This is a genomic window from Shigella sp. SIG6, from assembly GCF_053555815.1.
In genome coordinates, this window is the sequence record NZ_JBQZXC010000020.1 from 1 (window position 1) to 24,845 (window position 24,845).

A 24,845-nucleotide genomic window follows, 5' to 3' on the forward strand; every position below is an offset into this window, starting at 1 on the left:
ACATTTGCACTGCCGGGAGTGTAATCCTGAGTCGCAAATACCCGCAGACATCTATTCGGAAATGCAATCGGAAAATAGGTTACTGTGTCCTGAGACGTCAGCGGAACATCAATTGGCCCCCATTGAATAATTAAACCGGATGGCAATTTTTGATATCCAGGAACTGAAGCAGAAAGCATAAAACTACCCATATCAGGTATCTGATTCGCCCCTGTCCCTACATTTCTTTTAGCCGCTTCTCCCAAACCAACGTTTATGAAAATGCAGAGATAACGGCTAACTGGCATCATCCCCGGTTTTTATTCAGGGGATTGATCATGCTTATTGGCTATGTACGCGTGTCAACAAATGACCAGAACACCGATTTGCAACGTAATGCACTGAACTGCGCGGGATGTGAGCGGATTTTTGAGGACAAAATCAGTGGCACTAAGTCCGACAGACCGGGACTGAAAAAACTGCTCAGGACATTATCGGCAGGTGACACTCTGGTTGTCTGGAAGCTGGACAGGTTGGGGCGCAGTATGCGGCATCTCGTTACGCTGATAGAAGAGCTGCGCCAGCGTGGCGTGAATTTCCGAAGCCTGACTGACAGTATTGATACCAGTACCCCAATGGGCCGTTTCTTTTTTCATGTCATGGGGGCCCTGGCTGAAATGGAGCGCGAACTGATAGTTGAACGTACCAAGGCGGGGCTGGCTGCAGCTCGCGCCAAAGGCAGAGTAGGTGGACGCCGTCCTAAGTTGATCACCGAACAGTGGGCACAGATTGGACGTTTACTCGAGGCCGGAGAATCAAGACAGCGTATTGCACTGATTTTTGATGTAGGTGTTTCCACAATTTATAGAAAATTTCCGGCAAATAAGAGCAATGAATCCCCCTGAATCAGCATTATGTTGATTATCCCTGCAAGCAGACAAATACCGTCATTTTGTATGAATAACGGTACAACTGCGCTTAGCTGTTTGTCAGGCACAATCACTTCAACATAGGGCGAAGCCTAATCCAATCAGGAGGTTCGCCACTATGGCTCAGGATTACCACCACGGGGTGCGCGTTGTTGAAGTCAACGAAGGCACCCGATCCATTACCACGGTGAGCACCGCCATCGTGGGTATGGTCTGCACGGGCGATGATGCCGATGCAAAAATGTTTCCTCTTAATAAACCCGTGCTGATCACTGATGTGCTGACTGCCAGCGGTAAAGCGGGTGAGTCCGGTACTCTGGCCCGTTCGCTGGATGCCATCGCTGACCAGGCAAAACCCGTGACCGTTGTTGTGCGTGTGCCGCAGGGTGAAACGGAAGACGAAACCACGACCAATATCATCGGCGCAGTGACTGCTGAAGGTAAAAAAACAGGTATGAAAGCCCTGTTATCTGCCCAGTCACAGCTCGGCGTTAAACCGCGCATTCTCGGCGTGCCAGGCCACGATAACAAAGCCGTTGCGACTGAGTTGCTGAGCGTGGCGCAAAGCCTGCGTGGGTTTGCTTACCTGTCAGCGTATGGCTGCAAGACGGTACAGGAGGCGATCACTTACCGTGAAAACTTCAGCCAGCGCGAAGGGATGCTGATCTGGCCTGACTTTACGGGCTGGGACACGGTGCTGAATGCCGAAGCAACGGCATATGCCACCGCCCGTGCGCTCGGTCTGCGCGCCAAAATTGATGAGCAGACCGGATGGCACAAAAGCCTGTCCAACGTGGGCGTGAACGGTGTCACCGGAATTTCTGCTGATGTGTTCTGGGATCTGCAGGACCCGGCAACCGATGCAGGTCTGCTTAACCAGAACGACGTTACCACGCTTATCCGCAAAGACGGTTTCCGCTTCTGGGGTTCCCGCTGTCTGAGCGATGACCCGCTCTTTGCCTTCGAAAACTACACCCGCACGGCGCAGGTACTGATGGACACGATGGCAGAAGCGCACATGTGGGCAGTGGACAAACCGCTGAATCCGTCGCTGGCCCGCGACATTATCGAAGGTATCCGCGCCAAAATGCGCAGCCTGGTCAGTCAGGGGTATCTCATTGGTGGTGATTGCTGGCTGGACGAGTCGGTGAACGACAAAGACACTCTGAAAGCCGGGAAACTCACTATCGACTACGACTACACGCCAGTGCCGCCACTTGAAAACCTGATGCTGCGTCAGCGCATCACCGATCAGTACCTGGTGAATTTCGCCAGCCAGGTCAGCGCGTAAGGGGACAACATGGCTTTACCACGCAAATTAAAACACCTGAACCTGTTTAACGACGGGAACAACTGGCAGGGGATCGTTGAGTCGCTGACGCTGCCGAAATTCACCCGCAAATATGAGAAGTATCGCGGCGGCGGAATGCCGGGGGCGGTGGATGTGGATCTGGGGCTTGATGACAGTGCTCTGGACACAGAATTTTCCATTGGTGGTACTGAACTGCTGCTGTTTAAGCAGATGGGCAAAGCCACTGTGGATGGCATCCAGCTGCGCTTTACTGGCTCTATCCAGCGTGACGATACCGGGGAAGTGCAGGCTGTGGAGCTTGTGGTGCGAGGACGTCACAAAGAAGTGGATTCCGGCGAGTGGAAGACGGGCGAAAGCAACACCACCAAAGTGACCAGTACCAACAGCTACGCGAAGCTGACCATCAATGGTGAGGTGCTCTATGAAGTGGACCTTATCAACATGGTGGAAATTGTGGACGGTGTGGACCTGATGGAAGCGCACCGCAACGCCCTCGGCCTCTGATGTATCTGAACGGCGCGGGATACCGCGCCAGAACCCAATTTACAGGACAATAAAATGAGCGATAAGCAGACTGAAAAGACCATTCAACTGGATACCCCCATCATGCGCGGTAAAACAGAAATTACCGAAATTGTGCTGCGTAAACCGCAGTCCGGTGCGCTGCGCGGTATACGCCTGCAGGCCATTATGGATATGGATGTGAACGCGATGATGACCGTGATCCCCTGCATTTCCAGTCCGGCACTGACCGCACAAGAAATTGCAGAGATGGACTCGGCAGATCTCACCGCTATGTCGGTTGAGGTTGTCACTTTTTTGTTGAAGAAGTCGGTGCTTGCCGGTTTACCGACAGCCTGACGGTTGACGATCTGGTGGCTGATATCGCCACCATCTTTCACTGGCCGCCATCCGTTACTGACGTTATGCCGCTGACCGAAGTGCTGGAATGGCGGTATAAAGCGATTCAGAGAAGCGGGGCTAACGATGAGTGATAATAACCTGCGCCTGCAGGTCATTCTTAATGCGGTTGACAAACTCACCCGCCCATTCCGTGCTGCACAGGCCAGTTCGAAAGAGCTGGCTGGCGCAATCAGAAACTCCCGTGACGCATTAAAGCAACTCAATCAGGCGGGTAACAGCCTGGAAAAATTTCGCAAGCTGCAGGCCGATAACAAAAAGTTAGGCGACAGGCTGAACTATGCCAGACAGAAGGCAAATTTGCTTAGTTCTGAGCTGGAAGCGATGGAACAACCATCACAACGGCACCTTGTGGCTTTAGGTCGGCAAACGCTGGCAGTCCAACGCCTGGAAGAACAACAAAAATATTTGCAGAAGCAAACGGCGCTTGTGCGTGCAGAACTGTACCGGGCGGGAATTTCTGCGAAAGATGATGCGGGAGCAACTGCCCGTTTAGCCCGTGAAACATCACGTTATAACCAGGAACTGTCGAAACAGGAGGCGCGGCTGAAGCGACTGGGGGAAGCTCAGCGCAGGATGAATGCAGCGCGTGCCAGTTATGCCCGTTCGCTGGAGGTGCGCGATCGCATCGCAGGAGCCGGAGCCACCACCACGGCGGCAGGGCTGGCAATGGGGACGCCAGTGATGGCGGCAGTAAAAAGCTATACCAGCATGGAAGATGCCATGAAAGGTGTGACAAAGCAGGTCAATGGTCTGCGTGACGATAATGGCAACCGCACTGCACGTTTTTATGAAATGCAGGATGCCATCAAAGCTGCCAGCGAACAGTTGCCGATGGAAAACGGTGCGGTGGACTTCGCTGCACTGGTTGAAGGTGGTGCGCGTATGAACGTTGCAAACCCTGACGACAGCTGGGAGGACCAGAAACGTGACCTGCTGGCCTTCGCCAGTACGGCAGCAAAGGCGGCAACAGCCTTTGAGCTGCCAGCGGATGAACTGTCAGAAAGTCTGGGGAAAATCGCCCAGCTCTACAAAATCCCTACCCGCAATATTGAACAGCTCGGTGATGCGCTGAACTATCTGGATGATAACGCCATGTCGAAAGGGGTAGACATCATTGATGTCATGCAACGCCTGGGCGGTGTGGCTGATCGTCTGGATTATCGTAAAGCGGCGGCGCTGGGTTCCACCTTCCTGACACTGGGCGCTGCGCCAGAGGTTGCAGCCAGTGCAGCAAACGCGATGGTGCGTGAATTGTCCATTGCCACCATGCAGAGCAAGAGTTTCTTTGAAGGGATGAATCTGCTGAAACTCAATCCTGAAGTGATTGAAAAGCAGATGACGAAGGATGCGATGGGAACCATCCAGCGCGTGCTGGAGAAGGTGAACGCACTGCCGCAGGATAAGCGCCTGTCTGCCATGACCATGTTGTTTGGTAAAGAGTTTGGCGATGACGCAGCGAAACTGGCAAACAACCTTCCGGAACTGCAGCGCCAGCTAAAACTGACAACGGGCAATGATGCGCTCGGTTCCATGCAGAAAGAATCCGACATCAACAAGGACTCACTTTCTGCTCAGTGGTTGCTGGTCAAAACCGGAGCGCAGAACACCTTCAGCAGCCTGGGCGAAACGCTGCGCCAGCCGCTGATGGATATTCTGTTCACGGTGAAAAGCGTCACAGGGGCGTTGCGTCGCTGGGTGGAAGCTAACCCGGAACTGACAGGCACACTGATGAAAGTAGCCGCTGTGGTGGCTGCCGTTACCGTGGGCCTCGGCACCTTAGCGGTGGCGCTGGCTGCAGTGCTGGGGCCGCTGGCAGTGATCCGTCTGGGATTCTCTGTGCTGGGTATCAAAATGTTACCTTCCGTTACGGCAGCAGTAACTCGAACCAGCAGTGCGTTGTCCTGGCTGGCGCACCACAGGCACTGCTGCGACGCGGGCTTGCTTCATCGGGCAACGCCGCAGGTTTACTTACTGCGCCGTTGTCGTCTTTGCGCCGCACGGCATCACTGACGGGAAATGTCCTGAAAACGGTAGCAGGTGCGCCGGTTGCACTTTTGCGGTCTGGATTATCCGGGTTACGTGCGGTTGCTGTGATGTTTATGAATCCACTGGCAGCACTACGCGGTGGACTGGCTGCCGCAGGCGCGGTGCTGCGTGTGCTGGCATCCGGTCCGCTGGCGATGCTGCGCGTTGCCCTGTATGCCGTATCTGGTCTGTTAGGTGCTCTGCTCAGTCCGATAGGTCTTGTGGTTACTGCACTGGCGGGCGTGGCGCTGGTTGTCTGGAAATACTGGCAACCCATCACCGCATTTCTCGGTGGCGTGGTGGAAGGATTCAAAGCGGCGGCAGGTCCCATCAGTGCTGCATTCGAACCGCTTAAGCCCGTGTTTCAGTGGATTGGCGACAAAGTACAGGCGCTGTGGGGCTGGTTTACTGATCTGCTGACGCCCGTTAAGTCGACCTCTGCCGAACTGCAGAGTGCAGCGGCAATGGGGCGGCGATTCGGGGAGGCACTGGCGGAAGGGCTGAATATGGTCATGCATCCGCTGGACTCCCTGAAATCCGGCGTTTCCTGGTTGCTGGAGAAACTCGGCATTGTCAGTAAAGAGGCCGCAAAGGCAAAACTACCGGAAAGCGTGACGAGTCAGCAACCTGCGACGGTGAATGCAGACGGTAAAGTGATGATGCCATCGGGTGATTTTCCGTCATGGGGATATGGCTTTGCGGGTATGTATGACAGCGGCGGCTATATCCCGCGTGGGCAGTTTGGCATCGTCGGTGAAAACGGGCCGGAAATTGTTAACGGCCCGGCAAACGTGACCAGCCGGAGAAATACAGCTGCACTGGCTGCCGTTGTCGCCGGAATGATGGGCGTTGCTGCCGCGCCAGCAGAGCTTCCACCGTTGCATCCTTTGGCGCTTCCCGCGAAAGGCGGTGAAGCGATGGTGAGTCGTGCAGCTACTGTGCCGCCCATTTACCGGATTGAAGCACCGACGCAGATCATCATCCAGACACAGCCAGGACAAAGTGCGCAGGATATTGCGCGGGAGGTGGCCCGCCAGCTTGATGAACGTGAACGCAGGTTGAAGGCAAAAGCCAGGAGTAACTACAGCGATCAGGGGGGATACGACGCATGATGATGGTGCTGGGATTGTACGTGTTTATGCTGCGCACCGTGCCGTATCAGGAACTGCAGTATCAACGCAGCTGGCGACATGCGGCTAACAGCCGGGTAAATCGTCGTCCGTCCACGCAGTTTCTGGGACCGGACAACGACATGCTGACGCTTTCCGGTGTTCTTATGCCGGAGATAACAGGCGGCAGGCTGTCGTTGCTGGCACTTGAGCAGATGGCAGAACAGGGGAAAGCATGGCCCCTGATTGAAGGCAGCGGCACGATTTACGGCATGTATGTGATTGAGGGACTGAATCAGACTAAAACGGAGTTTTTCCGCGACGGTATGCCGCGCCGGATTGAGTTCACCCTGTCGCTCAAACGGGTGGATGAATCCCTGTCCGATATGTTCGGTGATCTCAGTGCGCAGCTGAATAATCTGCAGGACACGGCAACATCTGCATTAAGCGATATCAGTAAAACGGTGGGAGGGCTGCTGTCGTGAATTTCAGCTCTGAACTGCTTAACAAAGGCAACAAAACTCCTGCATTCAGCATCAGTATTGAGGGCAGGGATATCACTACTGTGCTGGATAACCGCCTGATGAGTCTGACGCTGACGGACAATCGGGGATTTGAAGCGGACCAGCTTGATCTGGAGCTGGACGACGCCGACGGAAAAATCGTGCTGCCGCGCCGTGGTGCGGTCATTACGCTGGCGCTGGGGTGGAAGGGGCAGCCGCTTTTCCCGAAAGGGGCATTCACGGTGGACGAGATTGAACACACTGGCGCACCGGACCGCCTGACTATCCGGGCGCGAAGTGCTGATTTTCGTGAAACGCTGAATACCCGCCGTGAAAAATCGTGGCACAAGACCACCGTTGGGGAAGTCGTGAAGGAAATATCTGCGCGGCACAAACTGAAGATGGCATTGGGTGAAGACCTGTCGGATAAACCCGTGGAGCATATAGACCAGACCAATGAGAGTGACGGCAGTTTTCTGATGCGGCTGGCGCGCCAGTACGGTGCTATTGCGTCGGTGAAAAATGGCAATCTGGTATTCATCCGGCAGGGACAGGGTAAAAGCGCCAGCGGTAAACCACTACCGGTTATCACTATCACACGTAAGGACGGCGACAGTCACCGCTTTACCCTGGCAGATCGCGGAGCCTACACGGGCGTAATTGCCAGCTGGTTGCATACCCGCGAACCCGCGAAGAAAGAAAGCACCACGGTGAAGCGTAAGCGCAGGACTAAGAAGCAGAAGAAAGAGCCGGAAGCGAAGCAGGGCGATTACCTGGTGGGTACGGATGAAAACGTGCTGGTACTTAATCGCACTTATGCCAACCGGAGCAACACCGAACGAGCGGCGAAAATGCAGTGGGAACGCCTGCAACGCGGCGTTGCGTCATTCTCGTTACAACTGGCGGAAGGGCGGGCAGATCTCTACACGGAAATGCCAGTGAAAGTCAGTGGCTTTAAACAGCCGATAGATGATGCGGAATGGACCATTACGACTCTGACGCATACCGTAAGCCCGGATAATGGTTTTACGACCAGTCTGGAGCTTGAAGTGAGGATTGATGATTTCGAAATGGAATGATTCTTCGCAATGGAGAACTTTTAAGTTTGCAAAATGGAATAATTCGGTATCATTATTGTGAATTTAGCAAAAATTGGGAGAACTCGAAAAATGATGATTTGCCCACTGTGTGGAAGTGCCGCCCATACTCGCAGCAGTTTTCAGGTATCTTCATTGACCAAAGAGCGTTACAACCAGTGCCAGAACATTAACTGCAGCCATACTTTTGTTACCCATGAAACTTTTGTTCGTTCGATTGCAACGCCAAAAGAGTCAAATCCGGTTCAGCCGCATCCAATGAAATCAGGACAGGTGGCGCTCTCTCTTTGACGCTGCCGCCATTTTGTCGCCATCGTTAAAAAACAGTGCTTCTAACATCATGATTTTAAACAGCTTAAATTTCAGGCAACAAAAAACCCATCAACCTTGAACCGAAATGGCGGGGTTGATGGGCTCCACAAAATGGGGACATCAAAGAAAAGCAGTGGCACTAATTAAGACTGATGCCCTGCGGAAAAGTTCTGCGGTTGTGCAAAAAAATTTCATTTTCAGGGCAACTTCAGTTTTATCCTAATCCTGGCCATACCATGACGATGATTGTCCCTGCCAGCGTCAGCAGGACGTTGGCGATTGCGTAGGTGCCCGCATAGCCCAGCGCAGGGATGTTACTGCGAGCTGTATCACTGATGATCTCCATTGCCGGCGCGCAGGTGCGTGCGCCCATCATTGCGCCGAACAACAGTGCGCGGTTCATTCGCAATACATAAGCACCGAACAAGAAACAGATAACCACGGGCACAAGACTGACAATTAATCCGGCAATCAACATCTGACCGCCAATCGCGCCCAGGCCGTTATTAATACCGCTACCGGCGCTCAGACCAACGCCTGCCATAAACACCATCAAGCCGAACTCTTTCACCATGCTTAATGCACCTTGCGGAATGTAACCGAAGGTCGGGTGGTTAGCACGCATAAAGCCCAGCATAATTCCGGCGAATAACAACCCGGCAGCGTTCCCCATGCCGAAACTGAATGTGCTGAACTGGAAGGTGATCATCCCGATCATCAGCCCAATAACAAAGAAGGCGCAAAATGCCAGCAGGTCAGTGACCTGGCTGTGAATCGAGATAAAGCCGATGCGATCGGCGATGGTTTTTACGCGACGGGCATCACCGCTGACTTGTAAAACGTCACCTTTGTTAAGCACGACGTTGTCATCTATCGGCATCTCAATCTGGCTACGAATGACGCGGTTAAGGAAGCAACCGTGATCGGTCAACTTCAGTTGTGCGAGACGTTTACCTACAGCGTTATGGTTTTTAACGACCACTTCTTCAGTGACGATACGCATGTCGAGAAGGTCACGATCGAAAACTTCTTTACCGTTACGGAAGCTGGGATCGAGTCGGGCATGGGCGTCGGGATAGCCTACCAACGCTATTTCATCGCCCATTTGTAGCACGGCATCACCGTCTGGATTTGCCAGAATCCCGTTACGTCGAATACGTTCAATGTAGCAGCCGGTTTGTCGATAAATACCCAGTTCACGCAGATTTTTGCCGTCGGTCCAGGCCACCAGCTCCGGGCCGACGCGATAGGCGCGGATCACCGGTAAATAAACCTTACGGTTGGCATCAGTGTCCAGGCCACGTTCGCGGGCGATTTGCTGGGCGCTGGTCTGTAAGTCCTGATGCTGCAATTTCGGCAAGTAACGCGCACCAACAATCAAACTCACCAGACCGATTAAATAGGTTAAGGCATACCCGAGGCTCAGATTATCCAGTGCCAGTGAGAGCTGCCTGCTTTCCATGCCGGAATGATGCAGTGTATCGCCAGCACCGACCAGAACCGGTGTCGACGTCATAGAGCCTGCTAACATACCGGCCGTCAGGCCAATATCCCAGCCAAACAGCTTACCTAACCCTAAGGCGATCACCAGCGCACTGCCAACCATCACCAGAGCTAACATTAGGTAATTTTTCCCATCGCGAAAAAAAATGGAAAAAAAGTTCGGTCCGGCTTCGACCCCGACGCAGAAAATAAACAGCATAAAGCCAAGATTAAGCGCATCGGTGTTAATGCTGAAATGTTGTTGGCCTAATAACAGCGATACGACTAAAACGCCAATGGAATTACCCAGTTGGATCGAACCAAGTCGTAACTTTCCGAGACATAGCCCAAGCGCGAGGACCACAAATAATAACAGAATGTAATTCCCATTTAACAATTCGGCGACGTTTATATTCACGGAGGCTAACTTCTTGTTTACTAGTAAGCTGTTGAAAGAAATGGTAATTTACGATAATGTTTTTTACCAGAATTCAGGGCGCAGATTCATTCAGCGCACCTAAACGATAGTAAAGTAACAATATATTTTACTAGTGTAATCACATTAGGTATCAACGGCTATATGAATTTCGTTGGCCTATATTAGCATGGAATGCGAAGCGGCTTTATCTTACTGAACGCCACACTGGCGAAAAATGTGTTCGATAGACGCAGTGTCAGGAGGAACGAGTGAAACATAAACAACGTTGGGCGGGGGCAATCTGCTGTTTTGTCCTCTTCATTGTGGTGTGCCTTTTTCTGGCGACGCACATGAAAGGCGCTTTTCGGGCTGCCGGGCATCCTGAAATCGGCTTGCTGTTTTTCATTCTTCCTGGAGCTGTTGCCAGTTTCTTTTCACAGCGTAGAGAAGTCCTGAAACCTCTATTTGGCGCAATGCTGGCGGCACCCTGTTCAATGCTCATTATGCGGCTGTTTTTTTCACCGACGCGCTCATTCTGGCAAGAGCTGGCATGGTTACTAAGCGCGGTGTTCTGGTGTGCGCTGGGGGCACTGTGTTTCTTATTTATCAGTAGTTTGTTTAAACCACAGCACAGAAAAAATCAGTAAAGCCCTCAACGCGAGGGCTTGTCAGACGATCAGACGTCCAGATTTTCTTTCACCCATGCAGCAAAATCGGTATAGCCGCCGATATGTTGCTGATCGACAAAAATCTGCGGCACGGTTTCTACGGGTTTACCTGCCTTTTGTTGTAGATCTTCTTTAGTGATCCCTTCCGCACGAATATCTACATACTGATACTGAAAATCATCGCGTTCATTGCTCAATTTCTCAGCCAGATCTTTTGCACGCACACAGTAAGGGCAACCCGAACGACCAAAAATAACGGTTTGCATTATTTCTCTCCTCATAGATTTATGCCTGTAATGATCACGCTAAAATGTATTCGCTGAAAGTAGGTTTAACCTGTTGCATTAATTGCTAAAAGCTATAACTGTTAAACACAATACAGTGAAAAGTTTTAGACTGAAGGCTCACTTTGCAGAGGGAAGCGTATGCGCGCGATCGGTAAATTGCCTAAAGGCGTGTTGATACTGGAATTTATCGGAATGATGCTACTGGCGGTGGCGCTGCTGTCGGTAAGCGACTCCCTGTCGCTGCCTGAGCCATTTTCTCGGCCAGAAGTGCAGATTCTGATGATTTTTCTCGGTGTTTTGCTCATGCTTCCCGCTGCGGTGGTGGTTATTCTTCAGGTGGCAAAACGTCTTGCCCCACAGCTGATGAACCGTCCACCGCAATATTCACGTTCAGAAAGAGAAAAAGATAATGACGCCAACCATTGAACTTATTTGTGGCCATCGCTCCATTCGCCATTTCACTGATGAACCCATTTCCGAAGCGCAGTGTGAGGCGATTATTAACAGCGCCCGTGCGACGTCCAGTTCCAGTTTTTTGCAGTGTAGTAGCATTATTCGCATTACCGACAAAGCATTACGTGAAGAACTGGTGACGCTGACCGGCGGGCAAAAACACGTAGCGCAAGCGGCGGGCAAAAACACGTAGCGCAAGCGGCGGAGTTCTGGGTGTTCTGTGCCGACTTTAACCGCCATTTACAGATCTGTCCGGATGCTCAGCTCGGCCTGGCGGAACAACTGTTGCTCGGTGTCGTTGATACGGCAATGATGGCGCAGAATGCATTAACCGCAGCGGAATCGCTGGGATTGGGCGGGGTATATATCGGCGGCCTGCGCAATAATATTGAAGCGGTGACGAAACTGCTGAAATTACCGCAGCATGTTCTGCCGCTGTTTGGGCTGTGCCTTGGCTGGCCTGCGGATAATCCGGATCTCAAGCCGCGTTTACCGGCCTCCATTTTGGTGCATGAAAACAGCTATCAACCGCTGGATAAAGACGCACTGGCGCAGTATGACGAGCAACTGGCGGAATATTACCTCACCCGTGGCAGCAATAATCGCCGGGATACCTGGAGCGATCATATCCGCCGAACAATCATTAAAGAAAGCCGCCCATTTATTCTGGATTATTTGCACAAACAGGGTTGGGCGACGCGCTAAAACCGCCACGTCGATGTATGATACGCGGGCTTTTGACCAGGTCTGACAGAGAGGTGCAGAGTGAAAATTGCCATATTGTCCCGGGATGGAACGCTCTATTCGTGTAAGCGGCTGCGTGAAGCCGCTATACAGCGCGGTCACCTGGTTGAAATTCTTGATCCGCTTTCTTGCTACATGAACATAAATCCTGCGGCGTCTTCTATTCACTACAAAGGCCGCAAGTTACCCCATTTTGACGCAGTGATCCCGCGTATTGGCACCGCCATTACCTTTTATGGGACGGCGGCACTGCGCCAGTTCGAGATGCTGGGGAGCTATCCGCTCAATGAGTCGGTCGCCATTGCCCGGGCGCGTGACAAATTGCGTTCCATGCAACTGCTGGCGCGTCAGGGCATCGACCTGCCTGTCACGGGCATTGCGCATTCGCCGGATGATACCAGCGATTTAATCGACATGGTCGGTGGTGCGCCGCTGGTGGTCAAGTTGGTTGAAGGCACGCAGGGAATTGGCGTCGTGCTGGCGGAGACTCGTCAGGCGGCGGAAAGCGTGATTGACGCTTTCCGCGGTCTGAACGCGCATATTCTGGTGCAGGAATATATCAAAGAGGCGCAAGGGTGCGATATCCGCTGTCTGGTTGTTGGTGATGAAGTGGTCGCTGCGATTGAACGGCGGGCGAAAGAGGGCTATTTTCGTTCCAATTTGCATCGTGGCGGCGCGGCAAGCGTCGCCAGTATCACACCACAGGAGCGTGAAATCGCGATAAAAGCCGCGCGAACGATGGCGCTGGACGTTGCTGGTGTGGATATTCTGCGTGCTAATCGCGGGCCGTTGGTGATGGAAGTGAATGCGTCGCCGGGGCTGGAAGGAATAGAAAAAACCACCGGTATCGATATCGCGGGTAAAATGATCCGCTGGATCGAACGCCACGCTACGACAGAATATTGCCTGAAAACGGGTGGTTAGTCGCAATCACATTACTGATCATGGTTTTGCCTGCGCTTTTTGCGTAAGCTGTGCCGGTCTTTTTATCGAAAGAGGTTGTACAAAATTATGACATCGCTGGTCGTTCCTGGTCTGGATACGCTGCGTCAATGGCTCGATGACCTGGGGATGAGTTTTTTTGAATGTGATAACTGTCAGGCTCTGCATCTGCCCCATATGCAGAATTTCGACGGTGTCTTTGATGCCAAAATCGATCTGATCGATAACACGATCCTGTTTTCTGCCATGGCGGAAGTCCGACCTTCAGCCGTATTGCCGCTGGCGGCGGATTTATCTGCCATCAATGCCAGTTCGCTGACCGTGAAAGCATTTCTTGATATGCAGGATGATAATCTGCCAAAGCTGGTGGTTTGCCAGTCTTTATCCGTTATGCAGGGCGTAACCTATGAGCAGTTTGCATGGTTCGTGCGTCAGAGCGAAGAGCAGATTTCGATGGTCATTCTTGAAGCTAATGCCCATCAACTGCTGTTACCGACTGACGATGAAGGGCAAAACAACGTTACCGAAAACTATTTTCTCCACTGATAATTCCTTTCGAGCACGCAGTCGCTGCCGCAGTGACTGCGCGCTGCAAAATTATCTGCTGTTTTTAACCTTTTCTTAAAGATTATTTCACTTCTCTTGTGTCGATTTGGCTTTATCACATAGAGCAAATACGCATAAAAATTTGTTAAATACCGTTTTTTAATCCGAGCTATAGTCTCAAACCCTGGCTAAAGTTATTCTTGCGATGCTTCTATATAGCGAGCAGTGCTGGCCGGGAGAGAGTTCTCTTTTCTTACACCGCGCCGATAAAAAAATATGCACGTTTATTGCATATCTTTCAGTGTGACAACTTTTGTTCGTTTGTTAACGAACTTTCAGAAGGAAAGAGATGTGACCGCCTTAAATAAAAAATGGCTATCGGGTCTGGTTGCGGGTGCTCTGATGGCCGTCTCTGTCGGCACGCTCGCGGCTGAACAAAAAACACTCCACATTTATAACTGGTCTGATTATATCGCCCCTGACACGGTGGCCAATTTTGAAAAAGAAACCGGTATTAAAGTCGTCTACGATGTTTTCGACTCTAACGAAGTACTGGAAGGCAAATTAATGGCGGGTAGCACCGGCTTTGACTTGGTGGTTCCATCTGCCAGCTTTCTTGAACGCCAGTTGACTGCGGGAGTTTTCCAGCCGCTGGACAAAAGCAAATTGCCGGAGTGGAAGAATCTCGACCCGGAGCTGCTGAAGCTGGTCGCCAAACACGATCCCGACAATAAATTTGCTATGCCCTATATGTGGGCGACGACCGGGATTGGCTATAACGTTGATAAAGTTAAAGCTGTGCTGGGCGAAAACGCGCCCGTCGATAGCTGGGACTTGATCCTCAAACCTGAAAATCTGGAAAAACTGAAAAGCTGCGGTGTCTCTTTCCTGGATGCGCCAGAAGAAGTTTTTGCTACCGTGTTGAATTATCTCGGCAAAGATCCCAACAGCACTAAAGCGGATGATTACACCGGACCGGCAACCGATCTGCTGTTAAAGCTGCGCCCGAACATTCGTTATTTCCATTCATCTCAATACATTAACGACCTGGCAAACGGCGATATTTGCGTCGCTATCGGCTGGGCAGGTGATGTCTGGCAGGCGTCAAACCGCGCGAAGGAAGCGAAGAATGGAGTGAATGTCTCGTTCTCGATTCCAAAAGAAGGGGCGATGGCGTTCTTTGATGTATTCGCCATGCCTGCGGATGCCAAAAACAAAGACGAAGCCTATCAGTTCCTGAATTACCTGCTGCGCCCGGATGTAGTAGCGCATATTTCCGACCATGTGTTCTATGTCAACGCCAATAAAGCAGCCACGCCGCTGGTGAGTGCGGAAGTCCGTGAGAACCCGGGTATTTATCCGCCTGCGGATGTTCGTGCGAAGCTGTTCACTCTGAAAGTGCAGGACCCGAAAATCGACCGTGTGCGCACCCGCGCGTGGACCAAAGTGAAGAGCGGAAAATAATCCGCAGCCTTAGATGCCGGGCGGGCGCACCACACCCGCCGGCAATTCGCACCATCATGGTGCGCTTGCACACATTCAATGCCGGAGAGCAGCCGTGAATGACGCTATCCCTCGCCCGCAGGCGAAAACCCGTAAGGCGCTGACGCCGCTATTAGAAATCCGCAACCTCACCAAATCCTACGATGGTCAACATGCGGTGGATGATGTCAGCCTGACCATCTACAAAGGTGAAATCTTCGCGCTGCTGGGCGCATCCGGCTGTGGCAAGTCCACGCTGCTGCGTATGCTGGCAGGTTTCGAACAACCTTCTGCCGGACAGATAATGCTTGATGGCGTCGATTTGTCACAGGTTCCGCCTTACCTGCGCCCCATCAATATGATGTTTCAGTCTTACGCGCTGTTTCCGCATATGACCGTGGAACAGAACATCGCTTTTGGCCTGAAACAGGACAAACTACCGAAAGCGGAAATTTCCAGTCGGGTCAATGAGATGCTCGGCCTGGTGCACATGCAGGAGTTCGCCAAACGTAAACCGCATCAGCTTTCTGGTGGTCAGCGACAGCGTGTGGCCCTGGCCCGAAGCCTTGCCAAGCGCCCGAAACTATTACTGCTCGACGAGCCGATGGGCGCGCTGGATAAAAAGCTGCGTGACCGGATGCAGCTTGAAGTGGTGGATATTCTGGAGCGCGTCGGTGTGACTTGTGTGATGGTCACCCACGATCAGGAAGAGGCGATGACCATGGCGGGGCGCATCGCCATTATGAATCGTGGGAAATTTGTCCAGATTGGCGAACCGGAAGAGATCTACGAGCATCCGACTACCCGCTATAGCGCCGAATTTATTGGCTCGGTAAACGTCTTTGAAGGCGTACTCAAAGAGCGTTAGGAAGATGGCCTGGTGCTTGATTCGCCGGGGCTGGTGCATCCACTGAAAGTCGACGCGGATGCCTCGGTGGTCGATAACGTGCCGGTACATGTGGCGCTGCGCCCGGAAAAAATCATGCTTTGCGAAGAGCCGCCCGCCAATGGTTGTAACTTCGCGGTGGGGGAGGTGATACACATTGCCTATCTCGGCGATCTTTCGGTGTATCACGTTCGTCTGAAAAGTGGGCAGATGATTAGCGCCCAGCTACAAAACGCCCATCGTCATCGTAAAGGGTTACCGACCTGGGGCGACGAAGTGCGTTTGTGCTGGGAAGTGGACAGCTGTGTGGTGCTGACGGTTTAAGGAGCAAAGATGAATACACTTGAACCTGCTGCCCAGTCGAAACCGCCGGGCGGATTTAAGCTGTGGTTGTCGCAGCTGCAAATGAAGCATGGGCGCAAACTGGTCATTGCGTTGCCATATATCTGGTTGATCTTGCTGTTTCTGCTGCCATTTCTGATTGTCTTTAAAATAAGCCTGGCGGAGATGGCGCGCGCTATTCCACCTTATACCGAACTGATGGAGTGGGCTGACGGGCAACTGTCCATCACTCTTAATCTCGGTAATTTTCTGCAACTGACCGACGATCCGCTCTATTTCGATGCTTATCTCCAGTCGCTACAGGTGGCTGCGATTTCGACATTTTGCTGTTTACTGATCGGCTATCCGCTGGCGTGGGCGGTGGCGCACAGTAAGCCTTCGACCCGTAATATTTTATTACTACTGGTGATCCTGCCGTCGTGGACCTCGTTTCTGATCCGCGTTTATGCCTGGATGGGAATATTAAAAAACAACGGTGTGCTGAATAATTTTCTGCTGTGGCTGGGGGTTATCGATCAACCGCTGACCATTCTTCATACCAATCTAGCAGTTTATATTGGCATTGTTTACGCCTACGTGCCGTTTATGGTGCTGCCGATTTATACCGCGTTGATTCGTATTGATTATTCGCTGGTGGAAGCAGCGCTGGATCTCGGTGCACGACCGCTGAAAACGTTCTTTACTGTGATCGTGCCGCTGACTAAAGGTGGGATTATTGCCGGATCGATGCTGGTGTTTATCCCGGCTGTGGGCTAGTTTGTGATCCCGGAACTGCTCGGTGGCCCGGACAGCATCATGATCGGGCGCGTGCTATGGCAAGAGTTTTTCAATAACCGCGACTGGCCGGTGGCCTCGGCGGTAGCGATCATCATGTTGCTGCTGCTAATTGTGCCGATAATGTGGTTCCACAAACACCAGCAAAAAAGCGTGGGAGAACACGGATGAATAATTTACCGGTAGTTCGTTCGCCCTGGCGGATTGTGATTTTGCTGCTGAGCTTTACCTTTCTCTACGCGCCAATGCTGATGCTGGTTATCTATTCGTTTAACAGCTCGAAGCTGGTGACGGTGTGGGCCGGCTGGTCAACGCGCTGGTATGGTGAGTTATTGCGCGATGACGCGATGATGAGTGCGGTTGGTTCAAGCCTGACAATTGCTGCCTGTGCGGCAACGGCGGCGGCGATCCTCGGGACTATTGCGGCGGTGGTGCTGGTGCGCTTTGGCAGGTTTCGCGGATCAAATGGCTTTGCCTTTATGATCACCGCGCCGCTGGTAATGCCAGATGTCATCACGGGCTTGTCGCTGTTTTTATTATTCGTCGCGCTTGCTCATGCCATTGGCTGGCCTGCGGACCGCGGTATGCTTACCATCTGGCTGGCGCATGTCACTTTCTGTACGGCTTATGTGGCGGTCGTTATTTCGTCGCGTCTGCGGGAACTGGATCGCTCGATAGAAAAAGCCGCGATGGATCTCGGTGCGACGCCGCTGAAAGTGTTTTTCGTCATTACGCTACCGATGATCATGCCCGCGATCATTTCTGGCTGGTTACTGGCTTTTACTTTGTCGCTTGATGATCTGGTGATCGCCAGCTTTGTTTCCGGGCCGGGAGCCACCACGTTACCGATGCTGGTCTTTTCCAGCGTGCGGATGGGGGTGAATCCGGAAATCAACGCCCTGGCAACATTGATCCTCGGCGCGGTCGGAATTGTCGGATTTATCGCCTGGTATCTGATGGCGCGCGCAGAAAAACAGCGGATACGCGACATCCAACGTGCAAGACGTGGCTGAAGACACTAAAATTTGCCAACCTGGCTACATAATGCCGCGCATGTCGCGGCATTGTTTTCATGGAAGACGAAACGTTGGGATTTTTTAAGAAAACATCTTCATCTCATGCTCGCCTGAATGTGCCTGCGCTGGTGCAGGTGGCGGCGCTCGCCATTATTATGATCCGTGGCCTCGACGTGCTGATGATTTTCAATACGCTGGGCGTGCGCGGTATTGGCGAGTTCATTCATCGCAGCGTACAAACCTGGAGTTTAACGCTGGTCTTTTTAAGCAGTCTGGTGCTGGTTTTCATTGAGATCTGGTGTGCGTTTTCACTGGTGAAAGGGCGTCGCTGGGCGCGCTGGCTATATCTGCTGACACAAATCACCGCCGCAAGTTACTTGTGGGCGGCTTCGCTGGGGTACGGTTATCCGGAGCTGTTCAGCATTCCCGGTGAATCAAAACGTGAAATCTTCCATAGCCTGATGCTGCAGAAGCTGCCGGATATGCTCATCCTGATGCTGCTGTTCGTTCCCTCGACCAGTCGGCGGTTCTTCCAGTTGCAATAATGTGTATAATCGTCGCCCCTGATGATGTGAAGGTCAATGTATGCAGTGCGCACTTTACGACGCGGGTCGCTGTCGTTCCTGTCAGTGGATAACGCAGCCGATTCCAGAGCAACTCTCCGCTAAAACCGCCGATCTTAAAAATCTGCTCGCCGATTTTCCGGTTGAGGAATGGTGCGCGCCGGTGTCAGGCCCGGAACAAGGGTTTCGTAATAAAGCCAAAATGGTGGTGAGTGGTAGCGTTGAAAAAACACTGCTCGGTATGCTGCATCGCGATGGCACGCCGGAAGACCTTTGTGACTGCCCGCTTTATCCAGCCTCATTTGCGCCCGTTTTTGCGGCGCTAAAACCGTTTATCGCCCGAGCGGGGTTAACGCCCTACAACGTGGCGCGTAAGCGTGGCGAACTGAAATACATTCTGCTGACTGAAAGCCAGAGTGATGGCGGCATGATGCTGCGCTTTGTACTGCGTTCTGATACCAAGCTGGCGCAACTGCGTAAGGCGCTGCCGTGGTTACACGAACAACTACCGCAGCTGAAAGTTATTACCGTCAATATTCAGCCGGTACATATGGCGATTATGGAAGGGGAGACGGAGATCTACCTGACCGAACAACAGGCACTGGCGGAGCGTTTTAATGACGTACCGCTGTGGATCCGTCCGCAAAGTTTCTTCCAGACTAATCCGGCGGTCGCCAGCCAGTTGTACGCCACCGCGCGCGACTGGGTACGACAGCTGCCGGTTAAACATATGTGGGATCTGTTCTGCGGTGTGGGGGGCTTTGGTTTACACTGCGCGACGCCTGACATGCAGTTAACCGGGATCGAAATTGCGCCAGAGGCCATTGCCTGTGCAAAGCAGTCAGCCGCTGAACTGGGCTTAACTCGTTTACAATTTCAGGCGCTGGACTCCACTCAGTTTGCCACTGCTCAGGGGGAGGTGCCGGAGCTGGTGCTGGTTAACCCGCCGCGCCGCGGCATTGGTAAACCGCTGTGTGATTATCTTTCAACGATGGCACCGCGTTTTATTATCTACTCCAGCTGTAACGCCCAAACCATGGCGAAAGATATCCGCGAACTGCCAGGTTACCGCATCGAACGGGTACAGCTTTTTGATATGTTCCCGCACACCGCGCACTATGAAGTGTTGACGCTGCTGGTGAAGCAATAAAAAAGCCACAGGTGCGGCTTCAGATTGCTGATCAGGTGCGCTTTGTTCATGCCGGATGCGGCGTGAACGCCTTATCCGGCCTACAAAATCATGCTAAATCAATATATTGCAGAGTTGATGTGGGCCGGATAAGCGCAGCGCATCAGGCAATCTTACTTTTGTCATCAGTCTCAATTACTGCGGAAACCACTGGTCATTGATTTTCTGATATGTACCGTCAGCTTTAATTGCTGCCAGCGCGTTATTCAGTTTTTCCAGCAGAGCTTTGTTATCCGGACGTACAGCGATACCCAGGCCGGTGCCGAAGTATTGCGGATCGGTCACTTTTTCAGTCGCAACGCCCAGTTGCGGATTGGTTTTCAGCCATTCGTTTACCACCGCGGTGTCACCAAATACCCCATCAATACGACCATTTTTCAGATCGATAAAGGCATTCTGATAACTGTCATAGGAGACAGTTTTCACTTCCGGGTGCTGATCCTGAATATATTTCTGGTGCGTCGTACCGTTTTCCATCCCAATGCGTTTGCCTTTCAGGTCGGCAAACGTTTTGTAGGTATCTTTTTTGGCAATCACGACGGCTGAGTTTTCATAGTAGGGTGTGGTAAACGAAACCTGCTTGCTACGCTCCGGGGTGATATCCATACCGGAGATTACGGCGTCATATTTTCTGAATTTCAGTGACGGGATCAGGCTGTCGAACGCGTGATTAGTAAAAGTACATTCTGCCTGCATTTGTTTGCACAAGGCTTTTGCCAGATCGATATCAAAGCCGACAATCTCATTATTAGCACCTATAGATTCAAAGGGTGGATAGGTGGCTGAAACGCCAAAATTGATTTTCTCTGCGGCAGAAGCACCGAAAGTAAAGGAAGCAAGTAAAGCGGCAAGAACTAACTTTTTCATGATGGAACTCCCGTCTGTCAATCTTATGATTTTTGGCCGTGTCTGCGGCATGGGATAACAATGCCACCAAGTGAATTTATATGCAATAAACATGATTAAATAATTTAAATGAAATAAAAAAAGACGGATAACTTAGTGAGTTGTCCGTCTTCATTATAAGAATTTATGCACTATGTAGGCCGGATAAGGCGTCCACGCCGCATCCGGCACAGGCACCGTGCTGATGTCTGATGCGACGCTGGCGCGTCTTATCAGACCTACAAACCCCCCCCGGCGAATGTACGCAGCTACATTAATTCCGCCGTTCGAATGCCAGTGCTTTGCGCTCGATCAGACGCATCATTAGCGTCAGCAGGCCGTTGACGACCAGGTAAATAATCCCTGCCGCACCGAACACCATTACATCGTAGGTGCGTCCGTACAACAACTGGCTGTATCCCATCACTTCCATCAGCGTAATGGTGTAAGCCAGAGAGGTACTTTTGAACACCAGCACCACTTCGTTGGAATAAGAAGAGAGCGAGCGTTTAAAGGCATACGGCAGCAGGATCGCCAGCGTATCTTTTTTGCTCATTCCCAGGGCGCTACAGGACTGCCACTGACCTTCTGGGATCGCACGAATTGCACCGTAAAACAGCTGCGTGGTATACGCCGCACTGTTCAGCGATAACGCAATCAGCGCACATAACCACGGTTCTGACAACAAATGCCACAGTGCCGGATACTCCTGCAACGTAGGAAACTGGCCCGGCCCGTAATAAATCAGGAAGATCTGCACCAGCAGCGGCGTACCGGTAAACAGCGTGATATAACCCCGCACCAGCCACACCAGCACCGGCGTTTTCAGCGTCAGGATGATGGTAAAAATCAATGCCAGAATCAGTGCCACAATCAGCGAGGCAACGGTTAGCGTCAGGCTGGTGTGCAGCCCTTTCATCAGCTCGGGTAAATACTCAAACATTAGCTGGGCCTCCGCTCAAAACGTGTCGCGCGCAGGTCAATGCGTTTGAGAATGTACTGACTGAGCAGGGTGATCACCAGGTAAATCGCCGCCGCCACAATGTACCAGGTAAATGGTTCCTGGGTACGAGTAGCAATGCTTTTGGTTTGTAACATTAAATCATTCACACTAATCAAACTGACCAGCGCGGTATCTTTCAGCAGCACCAGCCACTGGTTACCGAGGCCAGGCAGCGCATGACGCCACATCTGCGGCATCACCAGACGGAAAAAGATAGCCGATTTCGACAGCCCCAGCGCCTGACCAGATTCCCACTGGCCCACCGGTACAGCTTTCAACGCGCCGCGCAGCGTTTGCGAGGCATAGGCGGCATACAGCAGTGACAGAGCGATGACACCACAAAGGAACGGACTCACGTCGAAGTTCTCAATGTCCATCTGCACCGGGATCTGCACGAACCCAAGATTGATAGTGAAGCCATCCGAAAGCGTCAGCAGTAACTGCGAGGAGCCAAAATAGATAAACAGCACTACCAGAATTTCTGGCAGGCCACGCAGAATGGTTACCAGCGCTGAACCTGCCCACGCGACAGGACGCCATTTCGCTGACTCCCATACCGCAAAGAACATCGCCAGCGCCAGCCCGACAATCAATGCACAAACGGCAAGGCCGACGGTCATCCCGGCGGCGCTTGCTAAAGGAAAAAATTCATTCATCAGGAATTACTTCTGGAACCATTTGTTGTAGATGGTTTCGTAAGTGCCATCTTTCTTCACTTTTTCCAGCGCAGTGTTGAGTTTCTGCTGCAGTTCAGTGTTGCCCTGACGTACCGCGATGCCGAGGCCAGTACCGAAATAATCTTTATCGGTCACTTTATCGCCCACTGCCGCCAGTTTTGGGTTATCTTTCAGCCACTCAGTGACCACTGCGGTGTCACCAAATACGCTGTCGATACGCCCGTTTTGCAGATCCAGTTTTGCGTTCTGGTAGCTGTCATACGGAACGGTGGTGATTTCCGGGTGCTTATCCATAATGAACTTCTGGTGTGTCGTCCCGTTCTGAACGCCGACTTTTTTGCCTTTCAGCTGATCAACACTGGTGTATTTGCCTTGCTGACCCACAAACAGGGCAGAGTTGTCATAGTACGGGGTGGTAAACAGTACCTGCTTTTCACGCTCCGGAGTGATATCCATGCCCGCCATCACTGCTTCTACGCGACGGAATTTCAGGCTTGGGATCAGGCTGTCAAACGCCTGGTTAGAGAAAGTACAGGTTGCATCAATCTCTTTACACAGTGCCTGTGCCAGGTCGACGTCAAAACCAACGATCTGGTTGTTTGCATCAATCGATTCAAACGGAGGATAGGAGGCTTCGGTAGCAAAACGAATGGTTTCGGCAGCTGTGGCGGAAAGACTAAAACCTGCAATTAACGCGGCAATCAGAACTTTTTTCATTGTTGTTATCCCGAATCTTAGTGAGAGAGATAGTTTTTAAATGCTTCGGTTTGCGGCTCGGTAAAGCAGCTCGCGTCGCCTTGTTCTACGATATGACCATTTTCCATATACACCACTCGGCTGGCGGTTTTACGCGCCACTTCAACTTCGTGGGTGACGATCACCTGGGTAATATTCGTTTCTGCCAGCTCACGAATGATGCTGACGATTTGTGCCGTAATTTCCGGGTCCAGTGCGGCGGTCGGTTCATCGAACAGCAGTACCTGCGGTTCCATCATCAACGCACGGGCAATAGCAACACGCTGCTGCTGACCACCAGAAAGATGCAGCGGGTAACGATCGCTATAAGGTTTGAGACGCAGACGTTCCAGCAGTTTTTCTGCACGGGCCAGCGCCTGATCTTTACTCAACCCCAGTACACGGCAGGGCGCTTCAATCAGGTTTTGCTGCACGGTCAGATGCGGCCACAGGTTGTATTGCTGAAACACCATGCCAACGTTACGACGCAAATCGCGAATCGCTTTGTCAGAGGGTGTTTTGGTGAAATCGAAATAGTTGCCTGCAATGTTGAGCGTACCGGAGCGCGGCATCTCAAGCAGATTGAGTACACGCAGCAGCGAGCTTTTACCCGCGCCGCTGGGGCCAAGTAACACCAGCGTTTCGCCCTGTGGGCAATCCAGCGTGATATCGAACAGCGCCTGATGCGCGCCGTAGAAGCAATTAATGCCGTTTAATTGAATACTCATTGACACTCGTATACTGGCAGTCTGATAGCTATTGAGGTCGAAGATAGTACCTTTGACAGAATAATTATGCAATATTTATGCTTTAAAAGTTAAAAGCAAAGCGCATTATTCAATAAACATAGCACAAAATAACGGGGGCGGTGGTCGGTGAGCATAAATGTCGGCATTCCTCACGAAATGCCGGATAATTTACGGGGTTTATTGGTTGATCAAGGCGTTAGCGATTCTCGATGGACTGACGGAGCGTACCCGCCGTGGCATGAACGCTACCGCCTAAGTAGCGCACATCGTCGATGACCCAACACTGGCCTTCCTGAATCATTAACACTTCATCCTGCCAGCCCTGGTCACCCTGTTTGAGATCCACCCGCAATGGAATGTTACGGGCATCACGATTAGGGATAGTCGATGCACTGGCAACGTGGGCGCTGTCTGGCAAGGTGGTTCGACTGGAGAACGGATCGCTGCTTAACAATTCACGATGACTATTATCGCGGCTGGCATCGCTAAGTTGGGTTGCCAGTTTGTCACTCAAATAGGGGCGCAGGGCGGTAATGTCATTGCTGCGATGTTGAATGCGGTAGTCGTAGAATTGTTGAGCCACACTGTCAGGCCCTCCCTGGACACAGGAACCGGTGCGGGGGCCGTTATCTTTATAAGCTGGCGTGACGGTGGTACAGGCACTCAGCAGCAGTGCACATGGAATAAGTAGAGATAGTGAACGGTAGCGCATAATCATTTCCTTATTAGCTTGCTGTCTGCGTCACACTACGACCAAACGCTATCAGATTATTTAATACATTGTTTTTAATACAATTCTGAAACAATCTGAACA

24 protein-coding genes and 5 pseudogenes are annotated in these 24,845 nt (G+C 51.9%); 20 read left to right on the forward strand and 9 right to left on the reverse strand.

Annotated elements, in window-relative coordinates:
- A pseudogene (locus tag ACUU1M_RS05570) lies at positions 1-254 on the reverse strand (gp53-like domain-containing protein); the annotation flags it as partial.
- Positions 255-317: 63 nt separating this feature from the next.
- Here ACUU1M_RS05570 and ACUU1M_RS05575 point away from each other — a divergent pair.
- The 9 genes and pseudogenes from ACUU1M_RS05575 (at position 318) to ACUU1M_RS05615 (ending at position 8,169) form a co-directional block, all read left to right on the forward strand.
- Positions 318-884 (forward strand): recombinase family protein, encoded by a 567-nt coding sequence (locus tag ACUU1M_RS05575; protein WP_000905021.1) that lies wholly within the window; start codon positions 318-320, stop codon positions 882-884.
- Between the two features lie 142 nt (positions 885-1,026).
- Entirely contained in the window at positions 1,027-2,199 is a 1,173-nt protein-coding gene (locus ACUU1M_RS05580; protein WP_000046125.1) for a phage tail sheath protein, read from the forward strand.
- Between the two features lie 9 nt (positions 2,200-2,208).
- Positions 2,209-2,724 carry a phage major tail tube protein gene (locus ACUU1M_RS05585; RefSeq protein WP_001207660.1) on the forward strand — a complete coding sequence of 172 codons (516 nt, stop codon included), beginning with the start codon at positions 2,209-2,211 and terminating at the stop codon, positions 2,722-2,724.
- A 54-nt stretch (positions 2,725-2,778) separates the two neighbouring features.
- On the forward strand, positions 2,779-3,081 hold the full coding sequence (locus ACUU1M_RS05590; protein ID WP_001281015.1) for a phage tail assembly protein: 303 nt from the start codon (positions 2,779-2,781) through the stop codon (positions 3,079-3,081).
- A 14-nt stretch (positions 3,082-3,095) separates the two neighbouring features.
- On the forward strand, positions 3,096-3,215 hold the full coding sequence (locus ACUU1M_RS05595; RefSeq protein WP_000763311.1) for a GpE family phage tail protein: 120 nt from the start codon (positions 3,096-3,098) through the stop codon (positions 3,213-3,215).
- Positions 3,208-6,281 (forward strand): annotated as a pseudogene (locus tag ACUU1M_RS05600) (phage tail tape measure protein). The gene ACUU1M_RS05595 and the pseudogene ACUU1M_RS05600 overlap by 8 nt, the downstream one beginning before the upstream one ends.
- On the forward strand, positions 6,278-6,763 hold the full coding sequence (locus ACUU1M_RS05605; RefSeq protein WP_000980391.1) for a phage tail protein: 486 nt from the start codon (positions 6,278-6,280) through the stop codon (positions 6,761-6,763). The pseudogene ACUU1M_RS05600 and the gene ACUU1M_RS05605 overlap by 4 nt, the downstream one beginning before the upstream one ends.
- Positions 6,760-7,860 carry a phage late control D family protein gene (locus ACUU1M_RS05610; protein WP_001011803.1) on the forward strand — a complete coding sequence of 367 codons (1,101 nt, stop codon included), beginning with the start codon at positions 6,760-6,762 and terminating at the stop codon, positions 7,858-7,860. The genes ACUU1M_RS05605 and ACUU1M_RS05610 overlap by 4 nt, the downstream gene beginning before the upstream one ends.
- Positions 7,861-7,950: 90 nt before the next feature.
- Positions 7,951-8,169 carry an ogr/Delta-like zinc finger family protein gene (locus ACUU1M_RS05615; RefSeq protein ID WP_000972391.1) on the forward strand — a complete coding sequence of 73 codons (219 nt, stop codon included), beginning with the start codon at positions 7,951-7,953 and terminating at the stop codon, positions 8,167-8,169.
- Between the two features lie 235 nt (positions 8,170-8,404).
- On the opposite strand, the gene ACUU1M_RS05620 is transcribed toward ACUU1M_RS05615, so the two are convergent.
- Entirely contained in the window at positions 8,405-10,090 is a 1,686-nt protein-coding gene (locus tag ACUU1M_RS05620; RefSeq protein WP_001024865.1) for an aspartate:alanine antiporter, read from the reverse strand.
- Positions 10,091-10,359: 269 nt separating this feature from the next.
- On the opposite strand from ACUU1M_RS05620, the gene ACUU1M_RS05625 reads away from it, so the two are divergent.
- On the forward strand, positions 10,360-10,737 hold the full coding sequence (locus tag ACUU1M_RS05625; protein ID WP_000681108.1) for an inner membrane protein YbjM: 378 nt from the start codon (positions 10,360-10,362) through the stop codon (positions 10,735-10,737).
- 29 nt (positions 10,738-10,766) lie between these two features.
- Here ACUU1M_RS05625 and grxA read toward each other — a convergent pair whose 3' ends face one another.
- Positions 10,767-11,024, reverse strand: coding sequence for a glutaredoxin 1 (gene grxA, locus ACUU1M_RS05630; protein WP_001195241.1), 258 nt, complete (start codon positions 11,022-11,024; stop codon positions 10,767-10,769).
- 159 nt (positions 11,025-11,183) lie between these two features.
- On the opposite strand from grxA, the gene ACUU1M_RS05635 reads away from it, so the two are divergent.
- The 10 genes and pseudogenes from ACUU1M_RS05635 (at position 11,184) to rlmC (ending at position 19,943) form a co-directional block, all read left to right on the forward strand.
- Positions 11,184-11,471 (forward strand): DUF1418 family protein, encoded by a 288-nt coding sequence (locus ACUU1M_RS05635; RefSeq protein WP_001201560.1) that lies wholly within the window; start codon positions 11,184-11,186, stop codon positions 11,469-11,471.
- A pseudogene (gene nfsA, locus ACUU1M_RS05640) lies at positions 11,455-12,203 on the forward strand (nitroreductase NfsA). The gene ACUU1M_RS05635 and the pseudogene nfsA overlap by 17 nt, the downstream one beginning before the upstream one ends.
- 60 nt (positions 12,204-12,263) lie before the next feature.
- Positions 12,264-13,166 (forward strand): 30S ribosomal protein S6--L-glutamate ligase, encoded by a 903-nt coding sequence (gene rimK / locus ACUU1M_RS05645; RefSeq protein WP_000684330.1) that lies wholly within the window; start codon positions 12,264-12,266, stop codon positions 13,164-13,166.
- 87 nt (positions 13,167-13,253) lie between these two features.
- On the forward strand, positions 13,254-13,730 hold the full coding sequence (locus ACUU1M_RS05650; protein ID WP_000203025.1) for a type III secretion system chaperone family protein: 477 nt from the start codon (positions 13,254-13,256) through the stop codon (positions 13,728-13,730).
- A gap of 351 nt (positions 13,731-14,081) precedes the next feature.
- A complete protein-coding gene (gene potF / locus ACUU1M_RS05655) occupies positions 14,082-15,194 on the forward strand; it encodes a spermidine/putrescine ABC transporter substrate-binding protein PotF (protein WP_000126079.1) in 1,113 nt (370 codons plus the stop codon).
- Between the two features lie 94 nt (positions 15,195-15,288).
- Positions 15,289-16,422 (forward strand): annotated as a pseudogene (gene potG, locus ACUU1M_RS05660) (putrescine ABC transporter ATP-binding subunit PotG).
- 9 nt (positions 16,423-16,431) lie between these two features.
- A pseudogene (gene potH / locus ACUU1M_RS05665) lies at positions 16,432-17,385 on the forward strand (putrescine ABC transporter permease PotH).
- Positions 17,382-18,227 (forward strand): putrescine ABC transporter permease PotI, encoded by an 846-nt coding sequence (gene potI / locus ACUU1M_RS05670; RefSeq protein ID WP_001061679.1) that lies wholly within the window; start codon positions 17,382-17,384, stop codon positions 18,225-18,227. Before potH ends, potI begins: the two are co-directional and overlap by 4 nt.
- Before the next feature lie 59 nt (positions 18,228-18,286).
- A complete protein-coding gene (locus ACUU1M_RS05675; protein WP_000389260.1) occupies positions 18,287-18,775 on the forward strand; it encodes a YbjO family protein in 489 nt (162 codons plus the stop codon).
- Positions 18,776-18,815: 40 nt separating this feature from the next.
- Entirely contained in the window at positions 18,816-19,943 is a 1,128-nt protein-coding gene (gene rlmC / locus ACUU1M_RS05680; protein WP_001149748.1) for a 23S rRNA (uracil(747)-C(5))-methyltransferase RlmC, read from the forward strand.
- A 174-nt stretch (positions 19,944-20,117) separates the two neighbouring features.
- Here rlmC and artJ read toward each other — a convergent pair whose 3' ends face one another.
- From artJ to ACUU1M_RS05710, 6 genes are all read right to left on the reverse strand, one after another.
- Complete coding sequence (gene artJ / locus ACUU1M_RS05685) at positions 20,118-20,849, reverse strand: arginine ABC transporter substrate-binding protein ArtJ (RefSeq protein ID WP_001295905.1); 732 nt, start codon at positions 20,847-20,849, stop codon at positions 20,118-20,120.
- Between the two features lie 292 nt (positions 20,850-21,141).
- Positions 21,142-21,810, reverse strand: a complete 669-nt coding sequence (gene artM / locus ACUU1M_RS05690) for an arginine ABC transporter permease ArtM (protein ID WP_000464491.1) — start codon at positions 21,808-21,810, stop codon at positions 21,142-21,144.
- Positions 21,810-22,526, reverse strand: a complete 717-nt coding sequence (gene artQ, locus ACUU1M_RS05695; protein WP_001001691.1) for an arginine ABC transporter permease ArtQ — start codon at positions 22,524-22,526, stop codon at positions 21,810-21,812. The genes artM and artQ overlap by 1 nt, the downstream gene beginning before the upstream one ends.
- Before the next feature lie 6 nt (positions 22,527-22,532).
- Entirely contained in the window at positions 22,533-23,264 is a 732-nt protein-coding gene (gene artI, locus ACUU1M_RS05700; protein WP_000756575.1) for an arginine ABC transporter substrate-binding protein ArtI, read from the reverse strand.
- A 17-nt stretch (positions 23,265-23,281) separates the two neighbouring features.
- The gene (gene artP / locus ACUU1M_RS05705) at positions 23,282-24,010 is read right to left on the reverse strand and encodes an arginine ABC transporter ATP-binding protein ArtP (protein ID WP_000027215.1); all 729 of its coding nucleotides are present in this window, start codon (positions 24,008-24,010) and stop codon (positions 23,282-23,284) included.
- Positions 24,011-24,227: 217 nt separating this feature from the next.
- Positions 24,228-24,743: a lipoprotein gene (locus ACUU1M_RS05710; protein ID WP_001270662.1), complete on the reverse strand. Its 516-nt coding sequence runs from the start codon at positions 24,741-24,743 to the stop codon at positions 24,228-24,230.
- Positions 24,744-24,845 lie beyond the last annotated feature (102 nt).

What these genes read in the sequence shown, in the direction of transcription:
- artM (WP_000464491.1), bottom strand. Translation starts at nt 21,810, where the DNA reads ATGTTTGAGTATTTACCCGAGCTGATGAAAGGGCTGCACACCAGCCTG.
- ACUU1M_RS05615 (WP_000972391.1), top strand. Translation starts at nt 7,951, where the DNA reads ATGATGATTTGCCCACTGTGTGGAAGTGCCGCCCATACTCGCAGCAGT.
- ACUU1M_RS05635 (WP_001201560.1), top strand. Translation starts at nt 11,184, where the DNA reads ATGCGCGCGATCGGTAAATTGCCTAAAGGCGTGTTGATACTGGAATTT.
- artQ (WP_001001691.1), bottom strand. Translation starts at nt 22,526, where the DNA reads ATGAATGAATTTTTTCCTTTAGCAAGCGCCGCCGGGATGACCGTCGGC.
- ACUU1M_RS05710 (WP_001270662.1), bottom strand. Translation starts at nt 24,743, where the DNA reads ATGCGCTACCGTTCACTATCTCTACTTATTCCATGTGCACTGCTGCTG.
- rlmC (WP_001149748.1), top strand. Translation starts at nt 18,816, where the DNA reads ATGCAGTGCGCACTTTACGACGCGGGTCGCTGTCGTTCCTGTCAGTGG.
- artJ (WP_001295905.1), bottom strand. Translation starts at nt 20,849, where the DNA reads ATGAAAAAGTTAGTTCTTGCCGCTTTACTTGCTTCCTTTACTTTCGGT.
- ACUU1M_RS05580 (WP_000046125.1), top strand. Translation starts at nt 1,027, where the DNA reads ATGGCTCAGGATTACCACCACGGGGTGCGCGTTGTTGAAGTCAACGAA.
- artI (WP_000756575.1), bottom strand. Translation starts at nt 23,264, where the DNA reads ATGAAAAAAGTTCTGATTGCCGCGTTAATTGCAGGTTTTAGTCTTTCC.
- ACUU1M_RS05575 (WP_000905021.1), top strand. Translation starts at nt 318, where the DNA reads ATGCTTATTGGCTATGTACGCGTGTCAACAAATGACCAGAACACCGAT.
- ACUU1M_RS05590 (WP_001281015.1), top strand. Translation starts at nt 2,779, where the DNA reads ATGAGCGATAAGCAGACTGAAAAGACCATTCAACTGGATACCCCCATC.
- ACUU1M_RS05675 (WP_000389260.1), top strand. Translation starts at nt 18,287, where the DNA reads ATGGAAGACGAAACGTTGGGATTTTTTAAGAAAACATCTTCATCTCAT.
- artP (WP_000027215.1), bottom strand. Translation starts at nt 24,010, where the DNA reads ATGAGTATTCAATTAAACGGCATTAATTGCTTCTACGGCGCGCATCAG.
- ACUU1M_RS05650 (WP_000203025.1), top strand. Translation starts at nt 13,254, where the DNA reads ATGACATCGCTGGTCGTTCCTGGTCTGGATACGCTGCGTCAATGGCTC.
- potI (WP_001061679.1), top strand. Translation starts at nt 17,382, where the DNA reads ATGAATAATTTACCGGTAGTTCGTTCGCCCTGGCGGATTGTGATTTTG.
- ACUU1M_RS05605 (WP_000980391.1), top strand. Translation starts at nt 6,278, where the DNA reads ATGATGATGGTGCTGGGATTGTACGTGTTTATGCTGCGCACCGTGCCG.
- ACUU1M_RS05585 (WP_001207660.1), top strand. Translation starts at nt 2,209, where the DNA reads ATGGCTTTACCACGCAAATTAAAACACCTGAACCTGTTTAACGACGGG.
- grxA (WP_001195241.1), bottom strand. Translation starts at nt 11,024, where the DNA reads ATGCAAACCGTTATTTTTGGTCGTTCGGGTTGCCCTTACTGTGTGCGT.